This is a genomic window from Streptomyces sp. NPDC015171 (assembly GCF_043079545.1).
Lineage (GTDB): Bacteria > Actinomycetota > Actinomycetes > Streptomycetales > Streptomycetaceae > Streptomyces.
Genome location: NZ_JBIBUO010000007.1, coordinates 223,694 through 249,622, shown reverse-complemented (window position 1 = coordinate 249,622; position 25,929 = coordinate 223,694). Strand labels below are relative to the sequence as shown.

Annotated in this window: 21 protein-coding genes and 3 pseudogenes; 4 read left to right on the top strand and 20 right to left on the bottom strand. The window is 70.1% G+C overall.

The window, feature by feature from the left end:
* The first annotated feature begins 9 nt into the window (after nucleotides 1-9).
* Nucleotides 10-1,827 (top strand): amino acid permease, encoded by a 1,818-nt coding sequence (locus ACF073_RS21265; RefSeq protein ID WP_392072145.1) that lies wholly within the window; start codon nucleotides 10-12, stop codon nucleotides 1,825-1,827.
* 263 nt (nucleotides 1,828-2,090) lie between these two features.
* On the opposite strand, the gene ACF073_RS21260 is transcribed toward ACF073_RS21265, so the two are convergent.
* The 7 genes from ACF073_RS21260 to ACF073_RS21230 all read right to left on the bottom strand — a co-directional run bounded on the left by ACF073_RS21260 (nucleotide 2,091) and on the right by ACF073_RS21230 (nucleotide 6,714).
* Complete coding sequence (locus tag ACF073_RS21260; RefSeq protein ID WP_392072143.1) at nucleotides 2,091-2,576, bottom strand: DUF5994 family protein; 486 nt, start codon at nucleotides 2,574-2,576, stop codon at nucleotides 2,091-2,093.
* Between the two features lie 190 nt (nucleotides 2,577-2,766).
* Nucleotides 2,767-3,144 carry a hypothetical protein gene (locus ACF073_RS21255; RefSeq protein ID WP_392072141.1) on the bottom strand — a complete coding sequence of 126 codons (378 nt, stop codon included), beginning with the start codon at nucleotides 3,142-3,144 and terminating at the stop codon, nucleotides 2,767-2,769.
* Nucleotides 3,145-3,194: 50 nt separating this feature from the next.
* Nucleotides 3,195-3,482 (bottom strand): SCO5918 family protein, encoded by a 288-nt coding sequence (locus tag ACF073_RS21250; protein ID WP_392072139.1) that lies wholly within the window; start codon nucleotides 3,480-3,482, stop codon nucleotides 3,195-3,197.
* Nucleotides 3,483-3,654: 172 nt separating this feature from the next.
* Nucleotides 3,655-4,062: a CBS domain-containing protein gene (locus ACF073_RS21245; protein WP_392072137.1), complete on the bottom strand. Its 408-nt coding sequence runs from the start codon at nucleotides 4,060-4,062 to the stop codon at nucleotides 3,655-3,657.
* 89 nt (nucleotides 4,063-4,151) lie between these two features.
* Complete coding sequence (locus ACF073_RS21240; protein ID WP_392072135.1) at nucleotides 4,152-5,711, bottom strand: DEAD/DEAH box helicase; 1,560 nt, start codon at nucleotides 5,709-5,711, stop codon at nucleotides 4,152-4,154.
* A gap of 227 nt (nucleotides 5,712-5,938) precedes the next feature.
* A complete protein-coding gene (locus ACF073_RS21235; RefSeq protein WP_031482971.1) occupies nucleotides 5,939-6,142 on the bottom strand; it encodes a cold-shock protein in 204 nt (67 codons plus the stop codon).
* Between the two features lie 233 nt (nucleotides 6,143-6,375).
* Nucleotides 6,376-6,714 carry a MerR family transcriptional regulator gene (locus ACF073_RS21230; RefSeq protein ID WP_392072132.1) on the bottom strand — a complete coding sequence of 113 codons (339 nt, stop codon included), beginning with the start codon at nucleotides 6,712-6,714 and terminating at the stop codon, nucleotides 6,376-6,378.
* A gap of 838 nt (nucleotides 6,715-7,552) precedes the next feature.
* Here ACF073_RS21230 and ACF073_RS21225 point away from each other — a divergent pair.
* Together ACF073_RS21225 and ACF073_RS21220 are read left to right on the top strand one after the other, a co-directional pair.
* Nucleotides 7,553-7,768 carry a hypothetical protein gene (locus ACF073_RS21225; protein WP_392072130.1) on the top strand — a complete coding sequence of 72 codons (216 nt, stop codon included), beginning with the start codon at nucleotides 7,553-7,555 and terminating at the stop codon, nucleotides 7,766-7,768.
* Nucleotides 7,769-7,773: 5 nt separating this feature from the next.
* Nucleotides 7,774-8,202: a hypothetical protein gene (locus ACF073_RS21220; protein ID WP_392072128.1), complete on the top strand. Its 429-nt coding sequence runs from the start codon at nucleotides 7,774-7,776 to the stop codon at nucleotides 8,200-8,202.
* Nucleotides 8,203-8,270: 68 nt separating this feature from the next.
* Here ACF073_RS21220 and ACF073_RS21215 read toward each other — a convergent pair.
* The 3 genes and pseudogenes from ACF073_RS21215 to ACF073_RS21205 form a co-directional block, all read right to left on the bottom strand.
* Nucleotides 8,271-9,055, bottom strand: a pseudogene (locus tag ACF073_RS21215) (IS5 family transposase).
* 97 nt (nucleotides 9,056-9,152) lie between these two features.
* Complete coding sequence (locus ACF073_RS21210) at nucleotides 9,153-9,590, bottom strand: hypothetical protein (RefSeq protein ID WP_392072126.1); 438 nt, start codon at nucleotides 9,588-9,590, stop codon at nucleotides 9,153-9,155.
* 1,007 nt (nucleotides 9,591-10,597) lie between these two features.
* Nucleotides 10,598-11,614, bottom strand: coding sequence for a hypothetical protein (locus tag ACF073_RS21205; protein WP_392072124.1), 1,017 nt, complete (start codon nucleotides 11,612-11,614; stop codon nucleotides 10,598-10,600).
* 853 nt (nucleotides 11,615-12,467) lie between these two features.
* Here ACF073_RS21205 and ACF073_RS21200 point away from each other — a divergent pair.
* Nucleotides 12,468-13,564 (top strand): annotated as a pseudogene (locus ACF073_RS21200) (glutamate--tRNA ligase); the annotation flags it as partial.
* A 7-nt stretch (nucleotides 13,565-13,571) separates the two neighbouring features.
* On the opposite strand, the pseudogene ACF073_RS21195 reads toward ACF073_RS21200, so the two are convergent.
* From ACF073_RS21195 to ACF073_RS21150, 10 genes and pseudogenes are all read right to left on the bottom strand, one after another.
* Nucleotides 13,572-14,459, bottom strand: a pseudogene (locus tag ACF073_RS21195) (glycosyltransferase); the annotation flags it as partial.
* A gap of 40 nt (nucleotides 14,460-14,499) precedes the next feature.
* Complete coding sequence (locus ACF073_RS21190) at nucleotides 14,500-15,522, bottom strand: methyltransferase (RefSeq protein ID WP_392072123.1); 1,023 nt, start codon at nucleotides 15,520-15,522, stop codon at nucleotides 14,500-14,502.
* Nucleotides 15,519-17,366, bottom strand: coding sequence for an ABC transporter ATP-binding protein (locus ACF073_RS21185; protein ID WP_392072121.1), 1,848 nt, complete (start codon nucleotides 17,364-17,366; stop codon nucleotides 15,519-15,521). The genes ACF073_RS21190 and ACF073_RS21185 overlap by 4 nt, the downstream gene beginning before the upstream one ends.
* The gene (locus ACF073_RS21180) at nucleotides 17,359-17,772 is read right to left on the bottom strand and encodes a lasso peptide biosynthesis B2 protein (RefSeq protein ID WP_392072119.1); all 414 of its coding nucleotides are present in this window, start codon (nucleotides 17,770-17,772) and stop codon (nucleotides 17,359-17,361) included. Before ACF073_RS21180 ends, ACF073_RS21185 begins: the two co-directional genes overlap by 8 nt.
* A gap of 8 nt (nucleotides 17,773-17,780) precedes the next feature.
* The gene (locus tag ACF073_RS21175; RefSeq protein WP_392072117.1) at nucleotides 17,781-18,038 is read right to left on the bottom strand and encodes a lasso peptide biosynthesis PqqD family chaperone; all 258 of its coding nucleotides are present in this window, start codon (nucleotides 18,036-18,038) and stop codon (nucleotides 17,781-17,783) included.
* Nucleotides 18,019-19,884 (bottom strand): asparagine synthase-related protein, encoded by a 1,866-nt coding sequence (locus tag ACF073_RS21170; protein ID WP_392072116.1) that lies wholly within the window; start codon nucleotides 19,882-19,884, stop codon nucleotides 18,019-18,021. Before ACF073_RS21170 ends, ACF073_RS21175 begins: the two co-directional genes overlap by 20 nt.
* 13 nt (nucleotides 19,885-19,897) lie before the next feature.
* Complete coding sequence (locus ACF073_RS21165) at nucleotides 19,898-20,311, bottom strand: LuxR C-terminal-related transcriptional regulator (RefSeq protein WP_392072114.1); 414 nt, start codon at nucleotides 20,309-20,311, stop codon at nucleotides 19,898-19,900.
* A 297-nt stretch (nucleotides 20,312-20,608) separates the two neighbouring features.
* Nucleotides 20,609-20,875 (bottom strand): hypothetical protein, encoded by a 267-nt coding sequence (locus ACF073_RS21160; RefSeq protein ID WP_392072112.1) that lies wholly within the window; start codon nucleotides 20,873-20,875, stop codon nucleotides 20,609-20,611.
* A gap of 9 nt (nucleotides 20,876-20,884) precedes the next feature.
* On the bottom strand, nucleotides 20,885-22,738 hold the full coding sequence (locus ACF073_RS21155; protein WP_392072110.1) for an ABC transporter ATP-binding protein: 1,854 nt from the start codon (nucleotides 22,736-22,738) through the stop codon (nucleotides 20,885-20,887).
* Entirely contained in the window at nucleotides 22,735-25,926 is a 3,192-nt protein-coding gene (locus tag ACF073_RS21150; protein ID WP_392072108.1) for a lantibiotic dehydratase, read from the bottom strand. Before ACF073_RS21150 ends, ACF073_RS21155 begins: the two co-directional genes overlap by 4 nt.
* Nucleotides 25,927-25,929: the final 3 nt, after the last annotated feature.

Below are 25,929 nucleotides of genomic sequence, written 5' to 3'. Positions count from 1 at the left end.
GAGGTCCCGATGGTCTATGGCCTGGCACGTCGCGAACTGCGACCGAGAGTCCCGCTGCGCCCCGGCGAGGGCGAGAAACACCATCTGACCAGCCTGGAAGGGCTGGCCGCGCTGTCGCTCGACGCACTCAGCTCGGTGGCGTACGGCCCCGAGGCGATCGTGCTGGCCCTGGTGGCCGCCGGCACCGGCGCGCTCACCGCGACCCTGCCCGTCACCCTGGCGATCGTCCTCCTCCTCGTCGTGCTGGTGATCTCCTACGCCCAGGTCATCGCCGTACACCCGGACGGCGGAGGCGCCTACGCCGTCGCCAAGAAGGACCTCGGGCCGACCGCGAGCCTGCTCGCCGCGGCCAGCCTGGTCGTGGACTACGTGCTCACCGTCGCCGTCAGCCTGGCCGCCGGCGCCGACGCGCTCGCCTCCGCCTTCCCCGCCCTCGCCCGCGACAAGCCGCTGGTCTGCCTGATCGGCCTGGCCCTGCTGACGGCGGTCAACCTGCGCGGCATCACCGACAGCGCCCGGGTCCTCATGCTGCCCGCCGCGCTGTTCATCGGGTCGATCCTGGGCGTCGTCGTCGTGGACCTGCTCCGCTCGCACCCGGCGGCCACGGTCGGCACGGACCTCGCCTTCCCCGCCCACGAGTCCCTCGGCCCGCTCCTGATCCTCAAGGCGTTCTCGTCCGGCTGCTCGGCGCTCACCGGCGTGGAGGCGATCGCCAACGCCGTCCCCACCTTCCGCGTCCCGCGCGTGCGGCGGGCCCAGCGCACCGAACTCATGCTCGGCGCCCTCCTCGGCGTCATGCTGATCGGCCTGGCCGTCCTGATCCGCCGCGACCGGGTGGCCCCGCGCGGCGACGTCACCGTCCTCGCCCAGCTCACGGCCGGCGCCTTCGGCACCGGCTGGCTCTACTACGCCACCAACCTCATCGTCACGCTCGTGCTGCTGCTGGCCGCGAACACCAGCTTCGGCGGCCTCCCGGTCCTGATGAGCCTGCTGGCCCGCGACCACCGCCTGCCCCATCTGTTCGGCCTGCGCGCCGAACGCCCCGTCTACCGCTACGGCGTGGTCGCCCTGGCCCTGCTGGCCGCGCTGCTGCTCCTCGCGACGGACGCCGACACCCACCGCCTGATCCCCCTCTTCGCGATCGGCGTCTTCATCGGCTTCACCCTCAGCCAGCTGGGCCTCGTCCGGCACTGGGTCCGCGAGAAGCCGGCCGGCTTCAGACCCCGCGCGCTCGTCAACGGCACCGGCGCGGTGCTCACCACCCTGGCCGGCGTCATCCTCCTCACCACCAAGTTCCTGGCGGGCGCCTGGGTGGTCGTGGTGGCCGTCCCCCTCCTCATGCTGCTGTTCGCCCGCATCCAGCGCTACTACACGGCCGTCGGCGAGGAACTCGGCCTCGGCCGCATCCCGGGCCCGCCGGACCGTCGAGCCGCCAGCCTGGTCATCGTCCCCGTCGGCGAGGTCTCCCAGCTCGCCCGGCACGCCCTCGGCGCCGCCCTCGCGCTGGGCGACGAGGTCGTGGCGGTGGCCGTGCACGCCGACCCCGAACGGCAGCGCGCCCTCAGGGAGGCGTGGGACCGCTGGAACCCGGGCGTACGCCTGGACGTGATCGACAGCCCGCACCGCTCCCTGGTCCAGCCGCTCGTCGACTATGTCCAGCGCGCCGCCCGGGACGGCCGCCAGATCGCCGTCCTCATCCCCGAGGTCGAACCCCGGCACCGCCGCTACGAGATCCTCCAGAACCAGCGCGGCCTGCTCCTCGCCACGGTGCTGCGGGCCCGTACCGACGTGGTGGTGTGCCTGCTGCCGTACCGGCTCGACCTGTGAGCGCCGGGCCGGGGCCCGTTCGGGTGACAGCGGTCAAGTACCGGTGGACGCCGAGGCGTTGAGCCCTACGGTGGGTGGCCGGGAACCTCGATGGCGGCGGTGGTGTTCGGTTGGGCGGCGGCGGTGGCGGTGGTGGCGGCGATGGCGGGCAGGATCGCCGTCCTGCCGCTCCGTCCTGCCACTCCGTCCTGCCGCCCGGTGACGGCCCCCGGAACCTGGCTTCCGGCTCCCGGAACCCGGCCCCCCACCGGCCCGGCCTCATGTCACCCGCGGTCCTCCCCGAAACCGGCCTCGGCGAGCGCCAGCATGTGCGCGGCCGTCAGCCTGTTGCTCGGGTCGGCGGCCGCCGTCAGCAGCCAGGTCGCCGCCGCGACCGACCGGCCGGGCGGGATGACCAGCAGTTCCCAGCGGCCCAGGGCGCCGCATTCCAGGGCGATGGCGTGCGCTTCGGAATCGACGTCCGACAGGGCCACTTCGATCAGGCCGGCGGGCGCCGCGACCGTGCGCGGGACGTCCGGCCAGGCGACGGCGTCCACCGTGACACGGGTGACGGTGCCGAGGCCGGGGGCCAGCGAGCCGACCAGCGCGGGCAGCTCCAGTTCCAGCAGATCGCAGCGCGGCCACCAGGCCCCGTCCAGCGGACCGCGGCTGACACCCGCGGTGAGTGTCAGCCGTGGCACGGGCATGCGGTAGGTGTGGTCCGGGCCCGGGAAGGCGCCTTCCGACGGCATTCCGGCGACGTCTCTCATGCGATCCCGTCCCGGTCGGCACCTGGCCGTCCGCTTCGTCGTTCGCCGGGAACGGCACCGCCGTGGTCGCGTTGCGCGAGATGCTCTCGGTGAAACCAGCGTACGTCCGGGGCCGGCCGGGCAGGGGGCGCCCGAAGGCCACAGGGGCGGGAACAAGCCGTGGGGAACGTACGGGTGGTACGGCCGCCGTTCACTGGTCCGCGTAGCCGATGTCCCCGATGGTCCAGGCGCTCACGTCCTCCAGGGCGACGCGGTACATGCCGCCCGAGTCGGGGATGCCGAAGCTGCCCTGGAGGATCCGGGCGACATGGAAGTGGAGGTGCGTGGGCCCGCCGGGCCGCTGCGGCGGGCCGCCGCTGTCCTCGGGCGGAGCGAAAGCGGCGGCGAACCGCCCCAGGTGCTCGGAGTCCCGCAGGACTTCGGCCACCCGCTCCTTCCACAGGGATTCCGGCGCCAGCCGGCCGGTGATGACGGCTCCCGGGACCACCACGGTCAGGGACATCCGACTGCTGTGCTGCGACTCCACCATCTCGGCGATACCGACGAGCAGTTCGTCAGGGTGCGACATGTCTGAGGAGCCTAGCCCAGCGAGGGCGCGGCGCCGGGAAGGATCGAGGGTTACCAGCCCTCGGCGCTCTGTCCGGCGGGCGTGTCCCAGGCCGGTGTGGCCGGAGCCGGCTCGTGGCAGGCGAAGCCGAGCCGGGTCAGTGCCCGGCGCATCTCACCGCTGGTGAAGTCGCGTCGGTTCTGCCTGGTGATCACTTCCCCGACCTGCATGACGGAGAAGACGCGGCCTTCGATGGTCACGGCCAGACCGGCGACGGGTTCGGGTGTGATGCCGCTCATCGACTGCTCGACCTCGCTCTTGATGAGGTCGAAGGGGAATCGGGCGATGACACAGCGCATGGATGCCTCCACAGAGTTGGGGGAGAAACACCGGAGGGGTCAGGAGCGGCCTTGGAACAGTCTGGAGCGGTGTGCAGCGGTGTGGGAGCGGTCTGGAGGATCTCGATGGCCCGGTGGGCCCGGTGGGGAGCCCCGGGGGAACCCGGAGGGGCCGTCCGGGTGACGCGGCGGGTCAGCGGGGGAGGGCGAGGACGCCCAGGGCGTAGCCGTGCTCGTCGATCACGGGGGACGCGTCGAGGGTGCGCCCGCGCATGGCGATCACGGCCTCCCCGAGCACGGCCCGTGACGCGGTGAACGGGCCGCGGTCGAGCGGGATGTCCCGCAGCCGCGTCCGGTTCTCGTACCACGAGCCGCCCCGGTGCGCGGAGAGCTGGGCACGGGTGACCAGTCCCGCGCACCGCCCGTCCCCGTCCTGGAGGAGCAGATGCGGGACGCGGGCGCCGATGAGCACGGACAGCGCCTCGTCGACGGTCATGTGGTCGTCCACCTGGGGCCCGGGAGCGTGCATGGCGTCACCGGCGGTGAGGCCGGTGCCCTCGGAGCTGGTGGCGGGCCGGGTACGGCGCTGAATCGGCGTCATGGGCTTCTCCTCTTCGTCGGGGCGGCAGGAGGGGCCATGGCCCTCCCCGACCGCCGGGAGCGCGTCCCGGTGCCTGGGCTACGGGTTGGCTACGGGTTGTTCCTCGGGGTGGAGCGACGGGCCCGTGCGGCGGTCCGGCCGTTGCCACCGCGTCCGCCGGCGGGCCGTCCCCTGCGCCCGCGTCCGCCGGCCGCCCCCGAGCGTTCCCCGCGCTCGCTCTGCGCGGCGACCGGGGCGGGGATGGTGACGGGCACGCCGGAGGGGGTCCGGGCGCCGGTGATGCGCTGCAGCTCGGGGTCGCCGGGGCGGACCCGGGCGGTGCTCGGCGTGATGCCGGCGTCGGCCATCAGCCGGTCCATCGAGCGCCGCTGGTGCGGCAGGACGAGGGTGACGACGGTGCCGGACTCGCCGGCGCGGGCGGTACGGCCGCCGCGGTGCAGGTAGTCCTTGTGGTCGCCGGGCGGGTCGACGTTCACGACGAGGTCGAGGTTGTCGACGTGGATGCCGCGGGCGGCGACGTTGGTGGCCACCAGGACCGTGACCCGGCCGTCCTTGAACTGGGCGAGCGTCCGGTTGCGCTGCGGCTGGGACTTGCCGCCGTGCAGGGCCGAGGCGCGCACGCCGACGGACAGCAGGTGCTTGGCCAGCCGGTCCACCGCGTGCTTGGTGTCCAGGAACATGATCACGCGCCCGTCGCGGGCGGCGATCTCGGTCGCGGCGTCGTGCTTCTCGGCGTCGTGCACATGCAGCAGGTGGTGCTCCATGGTGGTGACGGCGCCCGCGGACGGGTCGACCGAGTGCACCACGGGGTCATGGAGGTAGCGGCGTACCAGGAGGTCGATGTTGCGGTCCAGGGTGGCCGAGAAGAGCAACCGCTGCCCGTCGGGCCCGACTTGGTCGAGCAGCGCGGTCACCTGCGGCATGAAGCCCATGTCGGCCATCTGGTCGGCCTCGTCGAGGACGGTGACGGCGACCTGGTCCAGGCGGCAGTCGCCGCGCTCGATGAGGTCCTTGAGGCGGCCGGGCGTCGCGACGACGACCTCGGCGCCGCCGCGCAGCGCACTCGCCTGACGGCCGATCGACATGCCGCCCACCACGGTGGTGAGCCGCAGCCGCAGGGCGCGGGCGTAGGGGGTGAGCGCGTCGGTGACCTGCTGGGCCAGTTCCCGGGTGGGGACGAGGACGAGGGCGAGCGGCTGCCGGGGCTGGGCGCGCTGTCCGTCCAGCCGGGCCAGCAGCGGCAGACCGAAGGCGAGCGTCTTGCCCGAGCCGGTGCGCCCGCGGCCCAGGACGTCCCGGCCGGCCAGCGCGTTCGGCAGCGTGGCCGCCTGGATCGGGAAGGGCACGGTGACGCCCTCGGTGCCGAGGGCGGCCAGCAGGCGTTCGGGCATGTCCAGCTCGGCGAACGTCTCGACCGCGGGCAGCGGCTCGGTGAGCGTGACCGGCAGGGCGAACTCCTGGCGGCGTGCGCCGGAGCGTGCTCCTTGGCCGTTCGACCGCCCGGCGGCCGGGCGGGAACCCTGGCGGCGGGTCTCCTGGCCACGGAGGCGGCTGCCGCGGGGGGAGCCTGCCGAGCCCGTGGAGCCTCGGTCCGCGCGGAAGCGGGCGGAGCTGCCGGAACTGCCGCCGGAACGACGGGTGCGGTTCATGAGGGAGAACCTTCCTCGATGCGGCACGTATCGAGGAAGTCCGCCCAGCGGTGAGACCGCACGGGGATTCACAAGAATGAGCCGAAGAAAATGCGAAAAGCCGGGCCTCGCTGAGAGGAGGCCAGGGCCGTCACTTATGCGGAGAAAGACCGCAAAGTGGAGAAAGCAATGAGCTGGGACCCGCACCCCAAGAGCGCGGGCCCCAGCTCTGTGTTATTGCGTCAGCGTCAGGCGGGAACGATGTTCTCGGCCTGCGGGCCCTTCTGGCCCTGCGTGACGTCGAAGGTAACCTTCTGGCCTTCCTGAAGCTCGCGGAAGCCCTGGGTGGCGATGTTCGAGTAGTGGGCGAACACGTCCGGGCCGCCACCCTCCTGCTCGATGAAGCCGAAGCCCTTTTCCGCGTTGAACCACTTCACGGTGCCAGATGCCATATTGAATCTCCCTTGGGGGGCAGTGCCGGATCCCGCACTTTGCGGAACCCGAGTCGCCGCGATGATCACCCCTCCGGAAAGATCCGGAAAGCTCTGCAAAGAAACAAGTCTCTGGCAACCAAAACTGCAACTGCTATCACGCTAACACAGGGTCGGCTGGACGCGCCTGTAGGTTTCCGGCCTGACTCGGGAATTCTCAGCCCGCCGGTGGCCGTAATCCTGTGCTGGCGGGACTAGGTATCTGCGCGGTGTCTGTCCAGCTCGCGGTGCATATCCCGGTTCCGGCGGAGGGCCTCGTCGAGCTGGTCCTCGAGGGAGACGATGCGGCACGCGGCCTCGATGGGGGTGCCCTGGTCGACGAGTTCCCGGGCGCGGGCGGCGACGCGCAGCTGGCGGCGGGAGTAGCGGCGGTGGCCGCCCTCCGAACGCAGCGGGGTGATCAGCTCGGCCTCGCCGACGGCCCGGAGGAAGGCGGGGGTGGTGCCGAGAACGTCGGCGGCCCGGCCCATGGTGTAGGCGGGGTAGTCGTCGTCGTCGAGGTTGCCGGCGGCAGGGGCGTTCTCAGCGGGCATAACACCTTCGTTTCGGGGACGAGGCGAGGGACCCGGGCGTATGCGGCACCCGTGCCCCGAAGGATTCAGCACCTTCTGCCTCGTGCGACCAGCCTAACTCCGCCAGGCATGGAGATGTGGACCCGCCGTAGCAGAATTCCTGCCGCTGAACGGGCAAGGTCGCGTATCTCGGACGGAACCGCCTGCCGCCCCCGCCGTGGCCCGGCTCACCGCGTCGGACGAATACCGCGGCGTCACTCTGACGCCTTTCACACCCCCCACGTGACCGAGACCACGCCGCACACCCCCGACGCCCCGACAACACGCGGTGGCCACACCCGTACGACCGGACCGTCGAAGAGGAGCCCGAGCACCCGCTACCCCTCGACGAACATGACGGTCTCGCCGAGCGGCGCCCGGCCGATACGGGCGGAGCCCACCGTGGCGTCCTCGAACCCGATCGACGTGCCGCACAAGAGGAGGAGTACATCCGGCGGCGACACGACCTCCGCGACGTTGGTGCTCCGGGCGCTCCCGCGCAGGAACGGGACCGCCGAGTTCCCGGACCGGCCCGCCGCCCCCCCCCGACTGCCGGCCACCGGTCGGACGACCCCGAAACCCTCGCCGCCGCCGAACTGACCGACCTGCTCCCACCCGGCGCCGCCGCCGACGACACGGCCCTGGTCATGGTGCCCCTCTGAACCGGACCGTGCCGCCGGGGCAGCCATGTCTCCGGAACCACTCAGGAGCCCGACCCGCTCTCGCGGATCAGGCACCTGAATTGGTACTGCGGCGTCGGGGTGGCGGGATTGATCCCACGACCATCCCGGGAACCGCCCAAGGCGGCCAAGGCGATCTGATGCCTCCGTCGACCACCCGCGGGCAGGTGGAGAAGGCTGTGAGGACAATGATCGAGCGAGGCCGGCGGGTATCGGATCCCGGGCGCCGGATCCAGACCTTCGAGAAGAGGATGACCGTGAACGGTATGTCGGCCCGGTATCGGCTCATCGTCGACTCCGGGGACGGAAACCGCGTCATCACCTTCTTCCCGGTAGGAAAGAGCTACACCCCGTGATCACTGTGCAGTTCACCGTACGGCCCGGCCAGAGCGACGCCAGCGGGTTCGACCTGGGCGACATGGCCGTCACCGGGGAGCATGGCACGGCCGACTCGGCCGGCCACGTCCCCGATCAGGGCATGATGATCTACCTTTCGGTCGTCCAGTTGCTGGACAGCCTGGGTGCCTTCATCCGGGGCGACGCCCGTGTGCTGACCTTCACCGGTGCCGACACCTCCTTCGGCCTTGTCGTGCGACGGACCAAAGACGGCCTGTCGGTCGCCGACGAGAACGGCGTCGTCGCGCGGACGGCGGCGCCGGAGCTCGCTTCCGCCGTGCTGCGCGCGGCAGAGGACCTGCGGCCCGCCCTCCCTCCGGAAGATCCGGTCGCATCCGACTGGGAAACTGCCCTCGCCGCATTCCGTCCTCTCGTACCGAGCAGGAAGGGGTGAGTGCCGGCCGCCTGGATGGCGAAGGCCAAGGAAACGTCGAGCACGCTGCCCTGGACTTACTGATCGTTTCAGAATGAGGTCCGAAGGCGGCGGAGGCAGATGAGGCTGCAGGCCAGGTCGAGCAACCCTTGGTGGAGATCGGCGCGGCGTTCGTAGCGGGTGCGGAGCCGTTTGAACTGGTGCAGCCAGGCGAATGCGCGCTCGACCACCCAGCGGACCTTGCCCAGTCCGGAGCCGTGGGCGACGCCCCGTCGGGCGATCATGGGCTTGATGCCGCGTTTCCACAGCAAGCGGCGGTACTTGTCGAAGTCGTAGCCACGGTCGGCGTACAGACGCCTGGGTTTGAGGCGGGGACGTCCCCGAGCTCCCCGAATCGGCGGAACCGAGTCGAGCAGGGGCAGGAGCTGGGTGATGTCGTGCCGGTTGCCGCCGGTGAGCGTCACGGCGAGCGGGGTTCCGTGGCGGTCGACGATCAGGTGGTGCTTGGAGCCGGGACGGGCACGGTCGACCGGCGAGGGGCCAACGTGCTCCCCCCTTTGAGGGCCCGCACGTGTGATCCGTCCACGGAGCAGTCGTCCAGGTCCAGCAGGTCGGCGCGGCGAAGCTCGGCCAGACACCGGCTTCGGTCCAGTCCCGCAGCCGGCGCCAGGCCGTCACGCCGGAACAGCCCACGGTCTCCGCCGGGACGTCCCGCCAGGCGACACCGGTCCGCAGCACGAACAGGACGCCAGCGAGTGCCGTTCGGTCAGGGAACACGCAACCGCCCGGGATGTCGGTGGCGTCGTTCGGGAGCGGGTGGCAGCAAGGGGGCCACCCGCTCCCACAGCTCGTCCGGAACAAGATCAGCACGCACTCGGACACCTTTCCGACCAAGATCGTCGAGTGCAAGTCCCGCGGCGTCTCATCGTGATTTGAGCGCAGGGTCTGGCGTCGTTCGCCGGTTCGAGCTCTCAGCCTGAAGCGCCCTCCAGCGGCAGGTGGTCTCGGTAGTACTGCGACTCCAACCACTCCTCCTTCACGAAGAGCGGACGTGTCAGGCGCGCTGCCCCGACCGGCTGCGAACGCAGAAGAACCCCGAGGTCAGTCAGGGAAAGTGAGTCATCAGGCGTGTAGAGCAGGCAGTTCCCATGCTCCGCAGCGTGGTCCAGCAGGAACTGCTCGCCCTGCTCCGGATCGCTTCCTGCCAGCGGGAAGCCAGACAGGAAGACCTGCGGACCGGTGACGGCATCCAGCGCAACGCAGGCGAGCTTGCCTGCATCGTAGAACGCTTTGACCCCATCCGGGAAGTCCTCCTGCGCATACGGACCGCCAACCCGTTCCCGCGGTCCAGGGACCAAAAGTGCTTGGGCGACCTCGGCTGGAGACATCCCGAACTGCAACGGACCCACGCCGGCTCCCGACCGCAGCTCCCAGCACCCCCGCTCCGTATCCGTGCCCATCCACCCACTCCTACGTCCGACCAGTCCGACTTTGCTTCTGTTGCTCAGACCGCATGCGTACGGCCATGGGCCAAGATGCCAACTCAGCTGTCCAAGTGCCAACGGGAGTGCTGCTCTCGGCCGGAGTCATTCTGAAACGACCAATAAGTGGATCAGACCCCTGATCTAGTACTACAGCGTCGGGGTGGCGGGATTTGCACCCACGACCTCTCCGTCCCGAACGAGGTTCGGTTGGCGATCCTGCCAGCCGCGATGGCGTTCCCGCAGGTCAGATGGGTGGGCTCGGTTGGTGTGGCGTGGCTTGGAAGGGGCTCGGGGAGCAGCTTGGCTCCCAGGTGGCTCCCAGCAGGAAGCGGTCAGCGTGTGCCGTCGAGCTTGCGCATTAGCTCGGTGACCAGCGCGTGGTCGCGAGCGGCGTCGAAAGGCTCGGACGGATCACGCAAGATACGGCCTTTCAGGGACCACTCGTTTCGTTCGGTCTCCCTGGCTGCGAACGCGCTCGGCCCTGCGGTACACCACAGAGAGCACCTCCGGGAGGTCCTACGGGGCCGGTGCGATGGCCTGCGGCTGCTCCGTGATCACGTCCTGCGAGCTCGGACGCATTTTGACAGCCAAGCCTCGCACCCAATCCATCCTGAGACGATCAATCAGGCGACTGGGAATAATCATTCTTCAACGTCGAGGGGAGTGGTGCCGCCGGGCGGCCGGGCTGATCGGTGACCGCCGCGTAGCGCCGCGCCAGCAGGACGATTCGGTTGGTCAGTTTTCTCGGAGCTTCCAGCCTCGCGGCGGCACTCTGTCACTTGCCAACGCTGACGTCGGTGTTCGAGGACGGCCTTCCAGAGCTCCAGGCGGTGGCGAGAGTCCTTCGGGAACGTGAAGCGGAGGACCCCCAAGACAACGGCAGCCACCAGCACGGGTGCGGACCCCGGGTGGGCGGTGAGGAACGGCATGGATCAGCCCTTCCCATCGCAGAGGTCGAGCGAGGCGGTGCCCAGCACCACCCGGTAGGTGTCACCGTGGCGGGTAAATCGCGCGCCCTTGACTCCGGCCTCCCGGTGGGTCAGGGCCATAGCCAGGTCGCGGGGTTCTGGATAGCCGGTCCACCGGTACTCCCATGAGTCGCCGGCGCCCCAGAGTCGACGTACGGGACCGTGCTGGATGACTTCTGGTTCCTTGCGGCGTTCGACTCCGGGGCGCTCCAGAGGGTCCCAGGACAGACTGGTCGCCCAGTGGCCACGCCGGTCAACCAGGTTGTAGCGGGAAACGAGACCTGCCAGCAGAGTGGTCGCTTCCCCCGAGATCGGGGGGACCGCTGCCAGTGCGCGACGCTCCTGCGCGGTGAGGTCGTTGTCCAGCGTGAGATAGGGGTGCCGGGGCACGAGGCTGCGCCTGTTGCCGCGCCGACATCCGGCCGGGTCACCGGTGATGGTCAGCAGTGCACCGGTGGGCAGATGGCGCAGACAGACGGAGCGCTGCCCATGGCACGTGTAGCTGGCCTCGTGCCGTAGTCCGGGGACGCCGCGTGAGTCGGCCCCCTCGTTGGCCAGCAGCCGGGTGGCCACGTTCTCCGGGGCGCGCTCCGCGACCATCACCAACTGGTCCCTGCGGGGCGACATCACTGGGTCGTACGAGGCGACAACCGAGTAGTTCCACTTCGCAGTCGGACCGGTGTACACGTTGCCGTTGAAAAGCGCGAGCGCTAGTAGGGCCCGGAAGGCGCGCTGGTCGTCCGAGCAGTCGTCCAGGCCCAGTCCGCGGGTGTCGCTGCTGATCGCGGATCGGGCAGCGGCTTTGCTCTCCCCGGTGTACTGGACGCGAAGTGAGATCCGCTTCTTGGGCGCCATGGTGTGGACGGGGAGTCCGCCCAACTCGCGCGCGGCGGTCAACCGTGCCTGCTGGAAGGGGATGACGTCCCCGGACTCGCGCCGGATACGGCGTGCGAGTGCGGCGATGTCCCTGTCGAGCGTCATGTCCGGCTCCCGGTGGGCGCGTATCAGTGCTCCCGCCCACTGCGCCCCATAGGAGGAACGGCAGTTTTCAATCACGCGCGCCCGGCGGCACTTTGCGCCCTCAACCCTGGGTAGTTGCGGGAGGAACCCAGGTCCGACGTAACGGCGAGCGTGGTCGCCTGAGACCGGAGCATAGCGCCTTGAAGGCGTGTGGGCGAGGTATGAATCGGAGACCCCAACCGCACCGTCATCGGCGGCCCACCTGCGCGCAAGGGCGTCAAGTGAGGAGATCCGGCTGAAAGCCTGCTATCGCTGAACTCAGTTACGTGCATTCAGTGGCAGCGGGGGCGCCTGCGCCGCACTGGAGGCGGAACGCGAGGCGGCCGCCAGGGAAGGCTGCTGCCTGCCTGTCGCTCGTGCTGCCCTGACCGACCGACCCGCATCTGCTCCAACCGCCCCTTGCGCCCGTGGCTACGGGGGGCGGAGTCGCGCCCGCGCGACCCCCTTCGTGCTCTTCGTATTGGAAGTAGCTACGAGATAAAGTAATTTGACATGCTATTAGTAAGTCGCAGGTGGGGGAACCGCGGCTGGCCGAGGGGGAGGGACCAGGGCATGGCTTATCCACGTGCGGTGGGTTGGCTCCTGGCCAGTCTCGGCTGGGTTCCGGCGAGTCTTGAGGCTGACGCATAAGCATGCAGGCCCCAGGCACGTTTGAGCGTGGTCAGAGAGTAGGGGTCCAGGCCGCTGGCGTCCCGGAGTTCGCCACGGTCAGGTTCGCCCTGCCCGGAGATCACCCGGGGTCATGGGACCTCATCCTGGTCGACGACGAAGACCGTCGTCACGAAGTGAATCTGGCAGCTGGAGACACGGAGACCGGGAGCAGCTGAAGGAGCGCACGGGGTCGGAGCACCTCGGGTACGACGGGTTCTGCCGGGACCGAGGGCTGGCCTTCGACGAGGGGCGGGCGCTGCGGTTCCGGACGCCGGACGAGGGTGAGACCGTCGTGGTCGACCTGGTCCGCGGGGAGCCGGCGTTCCCGAACAGCGCGATCGAGGACTTCGTGATCGCCCGTGGCGACGGGTCCCCGGTCTTTCTGATCGCCAACGTCGTGGACGACCTGGACGAGGGAATCACGCAGGTCATCCGAGGCGAGGAGCACCTGTCGAACACCGCGAAGCAGCAGCTGCTGTGGGAGGCGCTCGGTGCCGAGCCGCCCGTGTGGGCGCACCTGCCGGTGATCGTGAACGAGAAGCGGCAGAAGCTGTCCAAGCGCCGGGACAAGGTGGCGCTGGAGGACTACCTCGCCGAGGGTTTTCTGCCCGAGGCGATGGTGAACTACCTCATGCTGCTCGGCTGGGGCCGGGTGACGACCGGGAGATCAGGCCGTACGAGGAGCTGGAGCAGCTCTTCCGGATCCAGGACGTCAACACCGCGCCGGCCTTCTTCGACGTGAAGAAGCTGACGGCGTTCAACGACGAGTACATCCGTGCCCTGTCACCGGAGCAGTTCGCCGCCGCCTGCGCGCCGTGGCTCGTCGCCCCGTACGCGCCGTGGCGGCCGGAGGCGTTGGACAAGGACGTCTTCGAAGCGGCGGCTTCCCTGGCCCAGACCCGGCTGGCGCTGCTTTCCGAGATCACCAGCTATGTGGACTTCCTGTTCCTCGACGAGCCGGTCGAGGACGAGGCGTCGTGGAACAAGGCGATGAAGGCAGGCGCCGACGCCATCCTGTCGGACGCCCGCGCCGAGCTGGCCGACGTCGCGGAGTGGAAGGCGGACGACCTGAAGGCCGTCCTGCTCGCCGTCGGCGAGAAGCACGGGCTGAAGCTGGGCAAGGCCCAGGCGCCCATCCGGGTCGCGGTCACCGGCCGGACGATCGGACTCCCGCTGTTCGAGTCCATGGAGCTGCTCGGCCGGGACCGCGTGCTGGCCCGTCTGGACGCGGCCAGCAAGAAGCTGGCCGCGCAGGCTTAGCCGCTGCTCAGGCGACCTGCGCCAGGAGGTTGCCCCAGGCGTCGCCGAAGTAGGTCAGGTCGAACCGGGCCAGGGCCTCGTACCCCGCCTTGGCCTCGGCGTGGCGTGTCGCCGCACGCTGCCGGACCTGTGCAGTGAGGCGGCGGAGGTCCGGGGCCGGCTGGCCAGCCAGCGCGGCGAGGTCGCCCAGGCCGGCCACCGGCCGGATGAGGCAGGGCAGGCCGAGGAGTAAAGCCTCGGCGGCGCAGCGGCTCCAGCCCTCCCGCATCCGTGGGAGGAAGACACCGACGTCACAGGCGCGCAGCAGACGCAGGTACCGCTCGCGTTCGACGTCGTAGTGCGCGCTGTCGAGGCCGATGGTGTTGCTGCCGCTGGTGATCACCCGCAGTCCGGGAACGCTGGCCAGTGCTGCGGAGACCTCCTCGGTCCCTTTCCAGTGCACGGCCTTGCCCGCGTAGACGCCGATCACGTCGGGTCGTAGGCCGAACTCGGCGTGCACTCGGCCCGGTCGTAGCCGCGTGCCTGCTCGATCTCGGTCATGTCGAAGGCGTTGTAGATCACCCGTACGTTGCGGACGCCTCGGGCGCGGAGCTGGTCGGCCCAGTACGGGGCGACGCACACGACGGCTGCGCACTGTGGCAGAACGCGGAACAGCCTCTCCCAGAGCATCGCTTCGATGGGGGCGGAGTTCGTGTTGGAGCGGTTCGTAGTGGTGCAGGAGGAACACCGTGCGGGCGCGCATTTCGGGTGTGAACAGCAGCAGGCTGAGGTCGTCCCATACGCAGGTCAACGATCTTCTGCGCGCCCGCGCTCCGATAGCACCGCCTCTTGCGGTATGAGGGCGGCGTACTCGATGCCGATGTGCTGGCCCGCGCCCCTCGGCATCACATGCTGATCAACAACGCGCCACGCGAATCCCGGCCGGTGCCTTGCTCTCAGTCACCCGACGAGCGCCCTCGGGCGAGGGCAAAGGTCAGGATCCGCAGCCCTGTGGGAATCTCCGTGGTCTCCACATGCGCCAGACCGGCGGCAGAGGCCAGTTTCTGGTACTGGCCGAGGGTGCGTTCCCGGCCGCCCAGGAAGAGGAACACGCCGAGGTCCATCGCGGTCATCGCATAGGGATCGCCCTCGTCCAGCAGCCTCTCGACCACCAGGACGAGAGTGTCCTGCGCAGCTGCACGGGCGCAGTTGCGCAGGATGCGTACCGCGTCGTCGTCGTTCCAGTTGTGCAGGACGTTCACCAGCGTGTAGATGTCCCCTGGCGGCAGCGGCTCAAAGAAGCTCGTGGCCATGGCCGTGAACCGGTCGCCGTGGTCGGCGGCGGTCGACCTTTCGGTGGCCAGGCGGACGGCGTCCGGCAGGTCGAGCAGGGTCGCGCGCAGGCGCGGATAGGCGCTCATCAGTACGTCCACTAGGACGCCGGTACCGCCGCCGAGGTCCACCACGTGCCCGTCAGCGGGCCATGGGTACGACTTGACCAACTCGGCTGCGAAGCTTTCCGCGTGGTCGCTGCGGAGCCCGTCGAAGGGCGTGCCTGCGGCGTGGGACGCGAGATGCTCGTAGAACGGCTTGCCGTGCAGCTCCGGGTAGGGCGGGCGACCGGTGCGCAGAGCCTGGAGCAGGTTCGTGGCCGCGGCGTCCAGGTGGGCGCCGATGCCGGACTGGTCGAGCCAAGATCGCAGGCGCGATGGGTGACCGTGCAGTAGGGCGACGGAGAGACTCGTCAGCCCGTACACGCCGGGCCGGGGTTCGTCGAAGACCTGGCGGCAGACGAGGAACCGCATGAGCCGTTCGAGGAGGTCTGGGTCGGCCCCGGCCTGTTCAGCGAGGGCCGGCAGACGGTCGTGGCCGGCGATGATGCGGTCCGCCAGTCGCAGAGTTGCGGCGGATCGCAGGGCGACGGGGGCCAGTCCGCTCACGGCTTCGGCGAACTGGTGGGCGGCGAGATCGTCGTTCATTGCGTGGCTCCAGGGGGACTGGTGACGGATGGCTCGCCTACGAGCGGCCCCTCGATCCGGCCGCCCGGCCGTTCGCGGGTCTGCTCGCCGAGCAGCAGGCAGTAGCGTCGGCTGGTGCGGACGAGCTCGTCGTGGTCGCCGGCCGCCACGATCCGGCCGTCGTCGACGACGAGGATCCTGTCGGCGTCGCGGACGGTGGAGAGCCGGTGGGCCACCACCAGCACGGCGGTGTGCTTGTGCAGGCCGCGCAGCCCGGTCAACACGGCGGTCTCGTTCTCGGTGTCGAGGCCGGAGGTGGGCTCGTCGAGCAGCAGCAGCGCGGGCCTGCTGAGCAGCGCACGTGCGATGGCCAGGCGCTGGCGTTCGCCGCCCGACAACAGTGCGCCGTGTTCGCCGACGGGCGTGTCGAGGCCCTGCGGGAGTTGGTCGACCAGCCGGTGCAGGTTCACCTGCCGCAAAGCCTGATCCAGTGCCTTCGGCGAGGTTTCCCCACTGAGGGCCAGGTTGTCGCGCAGCGTGCCGTGCAGCACGGCAGGGTTCTGTTCCACCAGGGCCAGCAACGAGCGGGACTGTCGTAGCGTCAGATCCTCGGCTTGGTGGCCGAGATAGCGGATCGAGCCGCGGTCGGCGTCGTGCAGTCGGCAGATCAGGGACAGGATGGTGGACTTGCCCGCGCCGGACGGCCCGACCACTGCGGTCCGGGTGCCCGGCGCGAGTGCGAAGCTGACCCCGCGCAGCGCCGGTCGTCCGTCGTAGGCGAAGTGCACGTCGTGGAACTCCAGGACCGACGTCCCCGGGGATGCAGGGCGCACCTCGGCGCGGGTGGCGGGCTCGGCCGGCTCGGCGTCCCAGGCGAGGCAGTCGTCGATGCGTTGCAACGCCCCCATGGCCCGCTTCAGCGTGGTGAGGCCGTCCAGCAGGTTGCCGAGCGGCATCACCAGATAGGTGGCGTACAGCAGCAGGGCGATCAGGTCGCCGAGCGCGAGGCTGCCGTCCGCGACCCGGGCGCCGCCGAGGACCAGGACCAGTAGGAAGGAGCCGCTCGCGGCGAGCTGGGTGACCGGCGCCGCCGCCGCACCGAGGCGGGCGCCGCGGATGCCGGCCCGTCGGGCGGCCTCGGCGGAGGCGAGGATACCTGCGGACTCGGACTCCTCGACGCCACTGACCCGGATGGTGCGTACGGCCGTCAGCCCCCGCTCGAGGTCGGCCGCGAACGATCCGACGGCCGTCTGCGCCTGCTCGCCCGCCGCCCTGATCCGGTCCAGGGCGGTGGTGACGCCGAGCCCGGCGACCACGAAGACGCCCAGCACGGCGAGGAAGAGCAGCGGGTCGATCCTGAGCATGAGGACGGTGGCGCCGACCACGGTGAGCACGCCGACGGCAATCTCGACCAGGCTGCGGTTGACCGCGTCCCGCAGCGCGGCGGTGTCGGTGGTCGCCCGTGTGATCAGGTCACCGACGCGATGCCGTTCCAGGACAGCGATGCGCAGCCGCAGCAGGTGGCCCACCATCTGTCGGCGCATGCGCAGGACGACGTTCTCCCCGGCGCGTTCCAGCAGATAGCGGCCGAGTGTGTCGACGACGGTCTGGGCTGCGAAGAGGCCGAGCAGCACGGCTACCGGGCCGGTCAGCCCGCCGCCGGTGCGGACCCGGTCGATGACGGCGCCGGCCAGCAGCGGCTGGGCCAGTCCGAGCCCGGACGCGGTGACGACGAGCAGGCCGGCCGCGCCGATGCCGCGGGACTCCGGACGGACCAGTGCGAGGAGACGGCGCAGACCGGCTCGTGCGTCCGCGTCGGCACCGGCGTCCGCACCGGAAGCAGTGGCCTGGCCGGTGCTAGCCATGGCCCGCTCCGACTCGCATGAGTGCCCGGTAGTCGTCGGGGGTACCGGGCTCGGCCACGATGCGCCCGTCGGCCTCCAGCCACGCGTGCGCGGCGAACGGCGGGGTGGCACGCACGCCGACGCACCACTGTGGCCAGGCGCCGCCAAGGCGGCAGAGCAGGGCAACCGCGATCGAGCGGGGCAGGCAGCCCTGCCACCCGGCACAGCGGGCACTGGCTCCGACCACCTCGCGGTAGTACTCCTCCACCTGCCGGTGGGGGACGGGACGTGCGTCGGTGGCGAGCCGTTCCAGGACGGTGCGCAGCCGACGGGGTGACAGCCGGGCCAGGAGCAGTCCGCTGACGACGGCCGCCCGGACGGTGACCGCCCGACGGGGGCCGCTGGGGCGGGCCGTGGGCACGGTCATGCCGACGCTCATGAACCCGCCAGTCCGGCTTGACGCAGTTGGTCGACCAGGGCCGTGAGATCCTCTCTCGCGCGCTCCTCTGTCACGTCGTACTCAGCAGTGATCGCGGCCACGACATCGTCGGTGTCGCCCCCGGCGAGGAGGCGCTCGGCGGCCACTCGGCCGGTGGGATTCAGCTGGAAGTAGCGCCCGGCACGCTCGTCGAGGAGGACGGCGCCGTAGTCGGTGGCCACCAGGGTCACGTCGTCACGTAAGCGAAGGGGCATGGGTGTTCTCCTGAGGGGTTGTGGTGCGGTCGACGGCCCGCAGCCAGAGTTCGCAGGCCACCGTGGTGAGCAGGGCGCCGTCGTCCAGCTGGGGCGCTTCGGGTTGATCGCACAGTGTGGTGAGCCGTTGCGCGTCCACCAGCCCGCGAGCGGCAAGGCGCGAGTCCGCCCAGAGACCGGCGAGGTCGGTGGCGTGCTCGCGGACTCCGAGGGCGAGGTCCAGGTCCCCGACGCCTTTGGTGGTCCGGGCGAGCAGCCGCTCCGGGAGGATGCCGGCCATGGCCCGGCGCAGCAGCGGCTTGTAGACGTGTGGCTGGACCCGGTCCTCGATCCGTATCGAGAGCGCGGCCTCGATTACCCGGTCGTCCAGGAAAGGAGCCGAGATCGGCAGGCCGGCGCGGCCGGTGATGTCGGTGAGGGCCCGGACCAGCCGGGCGCCGTCACGGATGCCGTCCAGTTCAAGGTGCCGGCCGGGTGTCGGCGCCAGTGGACGGGCGGTGGCCGCGGCCCGGCCGAGTTCACCCCGCACCAGGTCGGCGGCGTACGGTGTGACCCAGTCCGGGAGGGTTGCCGGCACGCCCCAGGTAAGTAGCGGGGTGCGCCAGTCCGCAACCCGTCCGCAGCTGACGGCGGAGCGGGCCAGCCACCGGCGGTAGGAGCCACGCCGGGCCAGCTGACGGGCCGTGTCCGGCCAGGGCCAGCCGAACATGCTCCGGTAGGCGGCGATCCGGTGAGCGGCGGCCATCGGTCGGGTGCGCAGCAGGTCGATGGAGAGGGTGGGCAGACCGACGAACAGGTGGTCTCCACCGTGGCCGGTGAGGTGGACCTGTGAGCCGGTCTCGCGGGCCAGCGCGGTAACGGCGAGCACCCGCGACCGCTGCGCGATCGCGATGGAGGGCTCGTCGATGCGCTCGGCCGCGGCGTCCGCGAGGCTGTCGTAGGTGAGCGGGAGACGTTCGGCGGGCAGGATCCGGTGGTCGAGGGCCGGATTCAGTCGCGCCGCGAGGGCTGCCCAGTCGTGGTCGTCGTCAAGCGGATCCCGACTACCGGCCGTGACAGCCAGTACTGCCGGGGCGCTCAGCCGTGTGCGCTCGCGCTGGGCGAGGTAGCTGACCGCGGTCGAGTCGAAGCCGCCGGAGAGTTCGGTGCTCACCGTCGCGCGGCCGGCCAGATGGAGGCGGACGGAGGAATCCAGGGCCTCGCGCACCGACGTGGCCCCCTCGGTCGCCGGGCGGCTCGGGAGAGGCGGCTGCCACCACCGACGTGTCGTGACGTACTGCCGACCGTCGATCCGCAGGTAGCTGCCCGGCGGTGTGGAATTGATGCCGTGCCAGGTGGTGCGTTCGCCGAGCGGGTGCGGGAGGGGCTCCAGCAGGCGCAGGGCCAGGGCGGCCTCGTCCACGGGGGAGCCGACCAACTCGGCCAGTGTCTCGGCCCGGTCGCCGACCAGCAGGGTCGCACCCCGGCGGGCATGGAAGACCCGACGCACGCCTGAGGCCGTGCCCTGGACTCGGATCACGCCGCCGATACAGGCCATCATGTGAAACACGCCGGGGAGTGAGGCCAGGAGGCGGTCCAGCTCGGCGATGTCCCGGCAGCGGCCCAGTGCCGCCTCTAGCGGCTCGCGCTCGACCGGGCCCGGGCCGATGAGGACCAGGGCGTCGGCGCCGGCACGTATGTCGGTGAGCCGGCCGTGCGGGAGCTCGGCGAGGATCCAGGGGCGTCCGGACGGGTGGGACACCAGATGGGTGGGCCGGAAGGGAAGGCACCCGGCAACAGCGGATGCCGCCTCGTGGTCCGGCAGCATCACGAAGCGGTCGGTGCTGCCACCGAGTGCCTTTGTCACGCTAAGCGCCCTCTCACGGGATGAGTCGGCCGACCAGCTGGTCGGCCTTGAACCTGCCGAACCCGGCGGTGGCGGCGGCGAACGCACCGCGTGCCGTGAGCTTCGGAGCCTGGTAAGGCTTCTTCATCGCAATCACCCCCTCTGCATGTTCGGGCCATTGGCGGCGACATCCATCCTGCTGGTCGATTCCCGCTCCGCCCACTGTCGTCTGCGACAGTCCTTGGGCGTACGCCGCAGCCGCGAGGCAGACTTTCAGGCGAGTGCGCAACCCGAGCTTCGCTTGAATGCTCATAATGTGCGCACGGACCGTTCGCTCTGTGACAAAGATTTCCCTGGCGATGTCCATGTTGGTCGGACCCTCCGCCAATAGCGCGAACACTTCTCGCTCTCGCTCGGTGAGTCGGCCCACGCGCCGAAGGGCGGTCATCCACTGGGGCGCGTCCGTTGAATCCCAAGAACTCATCGTTCCCCCTTTGGTCTCAGATCGAACGGTATTTCGATCATCACAGAGGGATCCGGAGTGTCGGGATCCGTGGTAAAGATTTCGCCAAGCCTGAGCCGACGATTTTTCGCCACGCGGTAGCAGTGCATGGCGGGAGCAGAGCAGAGGCAGGTGTTGGAGGTCGTCCGAAATTCGTGCGGTGGACGCCCGGGCTGAGAAAGGAAAATGGCGCGGCCGGTCCCCTGTCGGTCGTTGTTCCACAGGAAACCGGCCAGCGCCGGATCAGGAGCCGTCGTCTGCGTGCGAGCGCGACCGGGCCACCCAGTACGCGCCCTGGCTGATCATCAGGATCCCGACGAGCTGCGGTCCGTGCCGCACCAGCGAGTTTTCGCCGAAGGGCAACCAGCCCAGAGTCGCGACTGCCACCAGCGCGATCCCAAGTAGCGCGAGTGCCGCTCCCCGCACCAATAACTGGCGCGCTGTACGTGGATCTGTGGACTTACTCCCCCTGTCGATGCCGTCGGGCAGGTCAGGATTTCGCGAGGTCATGCCGCGATCCTACTTTTCGGTTGGTGATCGACCTTCGTTATCGGCCACCGAATCGTCGTCGAGGTAGCCGGCAGCCTGGAGCGTGAAGAGCCGCGCGTACGCCCCGTTCAGCCGCATCAGCTCCCGGTGGCTACCCCGCTCGATCAGCGCCCCTTGTTCCAGAACCAGGATCTCGTCGGCCATCCGGACGGTGGAGAACCGGTGAGCGATCAGGACGGCGGTGGCGTCGGCGGCGATCTCCTGGAGCTTGCCGAAGATCTCGGCCTCAGCCTCGGCGTCGATCGACGCGGTCGGCTCGTCGAGCACCACCAGTGGCGCCCTGCGCATGAACGCGCGAGCCAGTGCCACCTTCTGCCACTGCCCGATCGACAACTGTCTACCGCCCTCGAACATCTTCCCCAGAACAGAGTCGTAGTCATCCGGCAGGCGGCTGAGGAAGGCGTCGGCGCTACTGTCGCGGCCAGCCCGGCGTATCCGTTGCCTGTCCGCCAGGTTCGTGATCGACCCGAAGCCGATGTTCTCCGCAGCGGTCATCTCGTACTGGACGAAGTCCTGGAAAATGACGCCGATGTTGGCTCGCAGGTCCGCAAGGTCGTACTCCTGGATCGGCACCCCGTCGATCAGAATCTCCCCGGATGTCGGCTCATAGAGCCGGCCGAGGAGCTTGACCAGCGTGGTCTTACCGGCGCCGTTGTGCCCGACGATAGCCGTGCAACGGCCGGCCGGGATCATGCAGGACAGCCCGGAGAACACGGGACGCTCCGTCCCGGGATAGGTGAAGCTGACGTCACGGAACTCGATCCCGTGTTCCAGCTTGGCCGGGAACCTGCGGGTGCCACCGCTGATCCGGGACTCGGGCAGGTCAAGATACTCGAAGACGTTGCCGACGAACAGCACGTTCCGGTACAGCTCACCGATACCGAACAGCACACTGTGCGCGGACGTCTGGACCAAGTTGATCGCCTGGGTGTACGCGGCGAGCCGGCCCACCGCCGCAGCCGTCGCCGTGGTCGCCAGCGCGTACACCAGTGCGCCGGAGGAGACCAGGACGCTGACCAGGCCGAGCGGAAACGCCGCGAACGCCTGCTTCCTGGCCAGCACCCGGTCGGTCCCGTAGAACTCCTCGCTCAGCGCCCGGTACCGGCCGACCAGTTCGTCGCCCAGGTTGAACAGCCGGACCTCTTTGAAAGTCCGGTCGGTGGTGGTCAGGTACTGCAGGTACTGCATCATCCGGCGCTTCGACGTGCGCTCGCGTTCCACCGTGTAGCCGCGCCGCCCGTAGATCAAAGACGCCGCGATCGACGGCGCGGGCGACACCAGAATGAGCAGGCCGACCCAGATGTTCCAGGACAGCAGCACGCCCGCCACCGACGCCAGTTGGACGGTGTTCTGTCCGACCTCGATGATCCCCTGGAAGATCTGGAACGGACGGCTCGAGCCCTCCCGGTTGGCCCGCTGGAGGACGTCATAGGTGTCGGCGTTCTCGTACTGCTCCAAATCCAGCCGGGTCGCCTTGCTCATCAGCCGTTCGTTGACCCGGTAGGTGAACTGCAGTTGGAGCAGCATCCGGGCGTACTGCTCCCAGGTGCCGAACAGGTGCGCAAGGACCGCGAGCAGGGCCAGCAGACCACCGTTGACCAGCGCTGTACGGGTGGTATCGCCACCGACGCGGATCGCGTCGACGACGCTCTGTACCGCTGCCTGCGTCACCTTGATCTGCAGCGACGGCAGCAGTCCGGTGATCAGCGTGAGACCGAGCACCACACAGACCGTCCGCGGACTGATGCGCCAGAACAGCGCGACCACCCGCATGCCTGAGCGGACACGCGGCCAAGAGGCCGCTGCCCTTCCGGTGCCGCTCATCGGGCCTCCACCCCGGCCGGTACGCCTGCGGGCCTGGCCCGGATCGCGTCCAGGGCGAGGCGCCACAACCCGTAGCAGTACTCCTCCTTCTCCCGGTCCACGCCGAGCAGCCGGTTGCTCTGCATGTGCGTCAGGCTGACCAGCACTGCTTGCTCGACCGCCGCACCCCGTGGCCCGGGGTGATGCCGGCGCACCGCCTGCCGCATCCCGGCCACCACCGCCCGCTGCACGTCGAACAACGGCGCCAGCGCCTCGCGGTGGGCCGCAGCGAGCGGGTCCGGGTGCGCCGCCCAGGGCGCCAGCAGGTTGGTGAGGTAGCGCCGGTCGCGCCGAAAGCCGTCGCGCATGGCTGCGGTCAGTTCCGGCAGCAGCGGCGACCGCTCGGGCGGTGTGTCGTACCAGTCCTGGTACAGCGCCTGGTGGGCGTGGACCATGAGGTGTTCCACGGAGGGTGGACCGTCCTCCGTCCGGGCCCGCAGCAAACCGATGGTCAGGTCGCTGTTCGCGGTGAAGAGCCGTTCGGCGTCCGCGATCACCTCGATGCCGCCGTAGCGTTCTATCTCCCGCTCATAGGTGTCGAGTTGCACGTGCCGGGCGGTTCCCGCGCCGACCAGCTGGTGCCCCCAGCGGACCGCCTCCAGCAGCACGTCCTCCCGGGCGTCCTCGTCAGCCGCGTGGAAGCGCACCCGCAGATGGGCCTCGGGGTCGACATACCGGACGTAGAACCAGCGGTCGATCAGTGCCCGCTCCCGCAGCCCGTCGACCAGTTCGGCCAGTGGGCCCGTGATCAGGTCGTCCTGGGACGCGCCGTCGCAGTAGACCTTCAGGTACGTCCACTCTCCACCGGGCGGGAACCGCCGCAGCGAGCTGCGCAGGCCGACCCGCTCCCCGGACTGCACCAGTCGCCGGTGCGCGGCCTCGGGGGTGCGCGGCGTCCCTGGTGGAATGCCGGCCTCCTTGCTCAGTACGACGGGCACCACCAACTCGCTGACGTAGGGTCTGCCGTCCGTGTCCCGCAGCCACAGACCGTCCATCGTCGGCAGCATCTCGTGCAGCTCCAGGAAGGCGGGCGAGCCGTCGCGCAGCGCCGACAGCGCCTCCCGGTGCAGTTGCCGCCTGCCCAGCGGGCTGTCCAGGTCCACCAGCAGCCGGTTGTCCAGCTGGACGACATACACGTACCGGTCGATGGTCCAGCGCTCGCGCAGCCCCGCCAAGGTCGCGTCGAAGCGCGCGCTGTCCTGGTCGTCCGGGCCGGCGACCAGCTCACCGGGTCGCAGGTTCCACTGCGCCGGGCGGAGCACCACCCTGCCCCGGCACACCTGCGGCAGGAACGGCAGGGTGTCCAGGTCGTGCCACTGGAAGCCGGACGGTAGTGCGAAGCCGTCCCAGGATGCCTCAAGAACGAACCGGGCCGCGTTCGGCGCGCTGGTCCCGACCAGCATGTGCGTCTGGTGCGCGACCACCTCCCGGCCGAGGCGCAGCGAACGCAGGTAGAACCGCTTCGGGGTGGCGCCCACGACGATGTCCGAGAGAGGGATCTGCCGCTCGGGCTCCATCGTCGGCTGTGCGTTGACGAGGATCTCGTACTCCCGCGTGACCGGGTGGGCCGCCACATTTGCTCCGACGGCGAAGGCCGGATGGTAGTTCACCTCGGCGTGTATCGCGTCGCCGTCCCGGTCCTGTGCGTCGGCCAGGTACCGGCGAAGCTCACCGACTGCCTCTGTGCCGAGGACGCCGCCGAAACGGCCCAGTGACCGGCCACCGAAGGCGACGCCGTCGGCTGCCACCACCAGCTTCCACTCCCCGGCGTCCAGCGCCGCCGGGGAGGCTGCCTGCACTTGGCAGAACAGGTCGACGGCGGACAGTGGGGGTTCGCCCGAGGCGCTCGGCTCCCAGACCGTCAGCCGTGCCAGATCTTCGTCGGAGAGGGTGAGGGTGCGGCTGCCCGCGCGCAGACAGTCGGCGAGGAGCCGGGACAGGTGGCGCTGCTGAGTCTCGGGCCGGCCCGGGTAAGACGGGACGCGTGGGCTGCGCTCCGGGGCGGGCCGGGTGTACGTCGCCGGGGCGCCCAGCCCGGTACGGGCGTCGAGCAGTTCCAGCAACGGCACCTCGGTGTCGGTGCCGTACCGCTCGACGAACCGCTCGTGGTACTCGGCCAGGTGCGGCTGCCGGACGGGGTGACAGCCCAGCCGCATCAGCGTCTCGACCGCCTCGGCGGCAGCCGCCCCGATCGCCCGGTGCACGGCCGGCTCACGCACGCCGAGTCGGGTGTCCACGTGGAACGGAACAGCCGCCTCACCCTCGTGAATCTCCCGCTGCCGGTCCGCCGCCTGCCGTAGCAGAGCGGACCGGGCACCGGCCATGGCTCGATCGCTGCGATCGAGGAGGTCCCGCAGTTCCGACCACGCGTCAACGTTTCCGGGTGCGGCGCGCTCGGCCAGCAGCCGGTGCAGATGTTCCTCGGGCCGGAACTCGGTGTGCGGCGGCCGCAGATCGGTCAGCAGGTAGCGGGACTCGTGCAGCATCAGCAGGAAACCGCGTGCGGCCTCCCGGTACTGCGGGCCCGTCTCGGTGGTCAGCGTCTCGACGAGTTCACCGAACGGGACGGGCCGCGCGCACAGCTGCGCGATCCGGCGCAGCATCGGGGTGGAGGCGATGGTGATCGCACGGCTGTCGCTCTTGCCGTAGACGTCCGCGTAGGGGAGTACGAAGCGGTCGTCCAGATCGGCGATCAGCGGGTTCCAGAACAGCCGCGACCGGGCCAGCAGCTCCTGGTCGGACTCCAGGACGCTGAGGTGGTCCAGTAGCCATCGCATGTCCGAGCGGGTCTGGGTGGCCGCCTCGGCCGGAGCGAGGACCGCGGTGGTCGAGGCGGCCAGCGGCACCAGGGCCACTCCCGCAAACGCGCCGAAGGGTGTCGGCCGGCTGCTCATCCGGCCGATGTAGCGAGCCAGGCTGGACAGCAGCCGCTCGGTTCGTCGCCCGCGTTCGGCCGGGTCGGCCGTGTATCGGTCCAGTGCCCGTACCAGGTCGGGGCTGGCGATCTGCAGGGCCTCCCGCACCTCGGGGCGCCTCGCGATCTCCAGGATCCGGTCCCGGCCGCCGCTCAGCTCCGTGAAGGTCTCCACGCTCTGCATCGGTGTCCTCAGCAGGGTGAATCCCGTCGGCTCGTACAGGCTGTGCTTCACCGT

Coding starts and splice junctions, on each gene's coding strand:
- ACF073_RS21265 (WP_392072145.1), top strand. CDS start 10: ATGGTCTATGGCCTGGCACGTCGCGAACTGCGACCGAGAGTCCCGCTG.
- ACF073_RS21260 (WP_392072143.1), bottom strand. CDS start 2,576: ATGAGAGACGTCGCCGGAATGCCGTCGGAAGGCGCCTTCCCGGGCCCG.
- ACF073_RS21255 (WP_392072141.1), bottom strand. CDS start 3,144: ATGTCGCACCCTGACGAACTGCTCGTCGGTATCGCCGAGATGGTGGAG.
- ACF073_RS21250 (WP_392072139.1), bottom strand. CDS start 3,482: ATGCGCTGTGTCATCGCCCGATTCCCCTTCGACCTCATCAAGAGCGAG.
- ACF073_RS21245 (WP_392072137.1), bottom strand. CDS start 4,062: ATGACGCCGATTCAGCGCCGTACCCGGCCCGCCACCAGCTCCGAGGGC.
- ACF073_RS21240 (WP_392072135.1), bottom strand. CDS start 5,711: ATGAACCGCACCCGTCGTTCCGGCGGCAGTTCCGGCAGCTCCGCCCGC.
- ACF073_RS21235 (WP_031482971.1), bottom strand. CDS start 6,142: ATGGCATCTGGCACCGTGAAGTGGTTCAACGCGGAAAAGGGCTTCGGC.
- ACF073_RS21230 (WP_392072132.1), bottom strand. CDS start 6,714: ATGCCCGCTGAGAACGCCCCTGCCGCCGGCAACCTCGACGACGACGAC.
- ACF073_RS21225 (WP_392072130.1), top strand. CDS start 7,553: ATGCCTCCGTCGACCACCCGCGGGCAGGTGGAGAAGGCTGTGAGGACA.
- ACF073_RS21205 (WP_392072124.1), bottom strand. CDS start 11,614: ATGACGCTCGACAGGGACATCGCCGCACTCGCACGCCGTATCCGGCGC.
- ACF073_RS21190 (WP_392072123.1), bottom strand. CDS start 15,522: ATGAACGACGATCTCGCCGCCCACCAGTTCGCCGAAGCCGTGAGCGGA.
- ACF073_RS21185 (WP_392072121.1), bottom strand. CDS start 17,366: ATGGCTAGCACCGGCCAGGCCACTGCTTCCGGTGCGGACGCCGGTGCC.
- ACF073_RS21180 (WP_392072119.1), bottom strand. CDS start 17,772: ATGACCGTGCCCACGGCCCGCCCCAGCGGCCCCCGTCGGGCGGTCACC.
- ACF073_RS21175 (WP_392072117.1), bottom strand. CDS start 18,038: ATGCCCCTTCGCTTACGTGACGACGTGACCCTGGTGGCCACCGACTAC.
- ACF073_RS21165 (WP_392072114.1), bottom strand. CDS start 20,311: ATGACCGCCCTTCGGCGCGTGGGCCGACTCACCGAGCGAGAGCGAGAA.
- ACF073_RS21160 (WP_392072112.1), bottom strand. CDS start 20,875: ATGACCTCGCGAAATCCTGACCTGCCCGACGGCATCGACAGGGGGAGT.
- ACF073_RS21155 (WP_392072110.1), bottom strand. CDS start 22,738: ATGAGCGGCACCGGAAGGGCAGCGGCCTCTTGGCCGCGTGTCCGCTCA.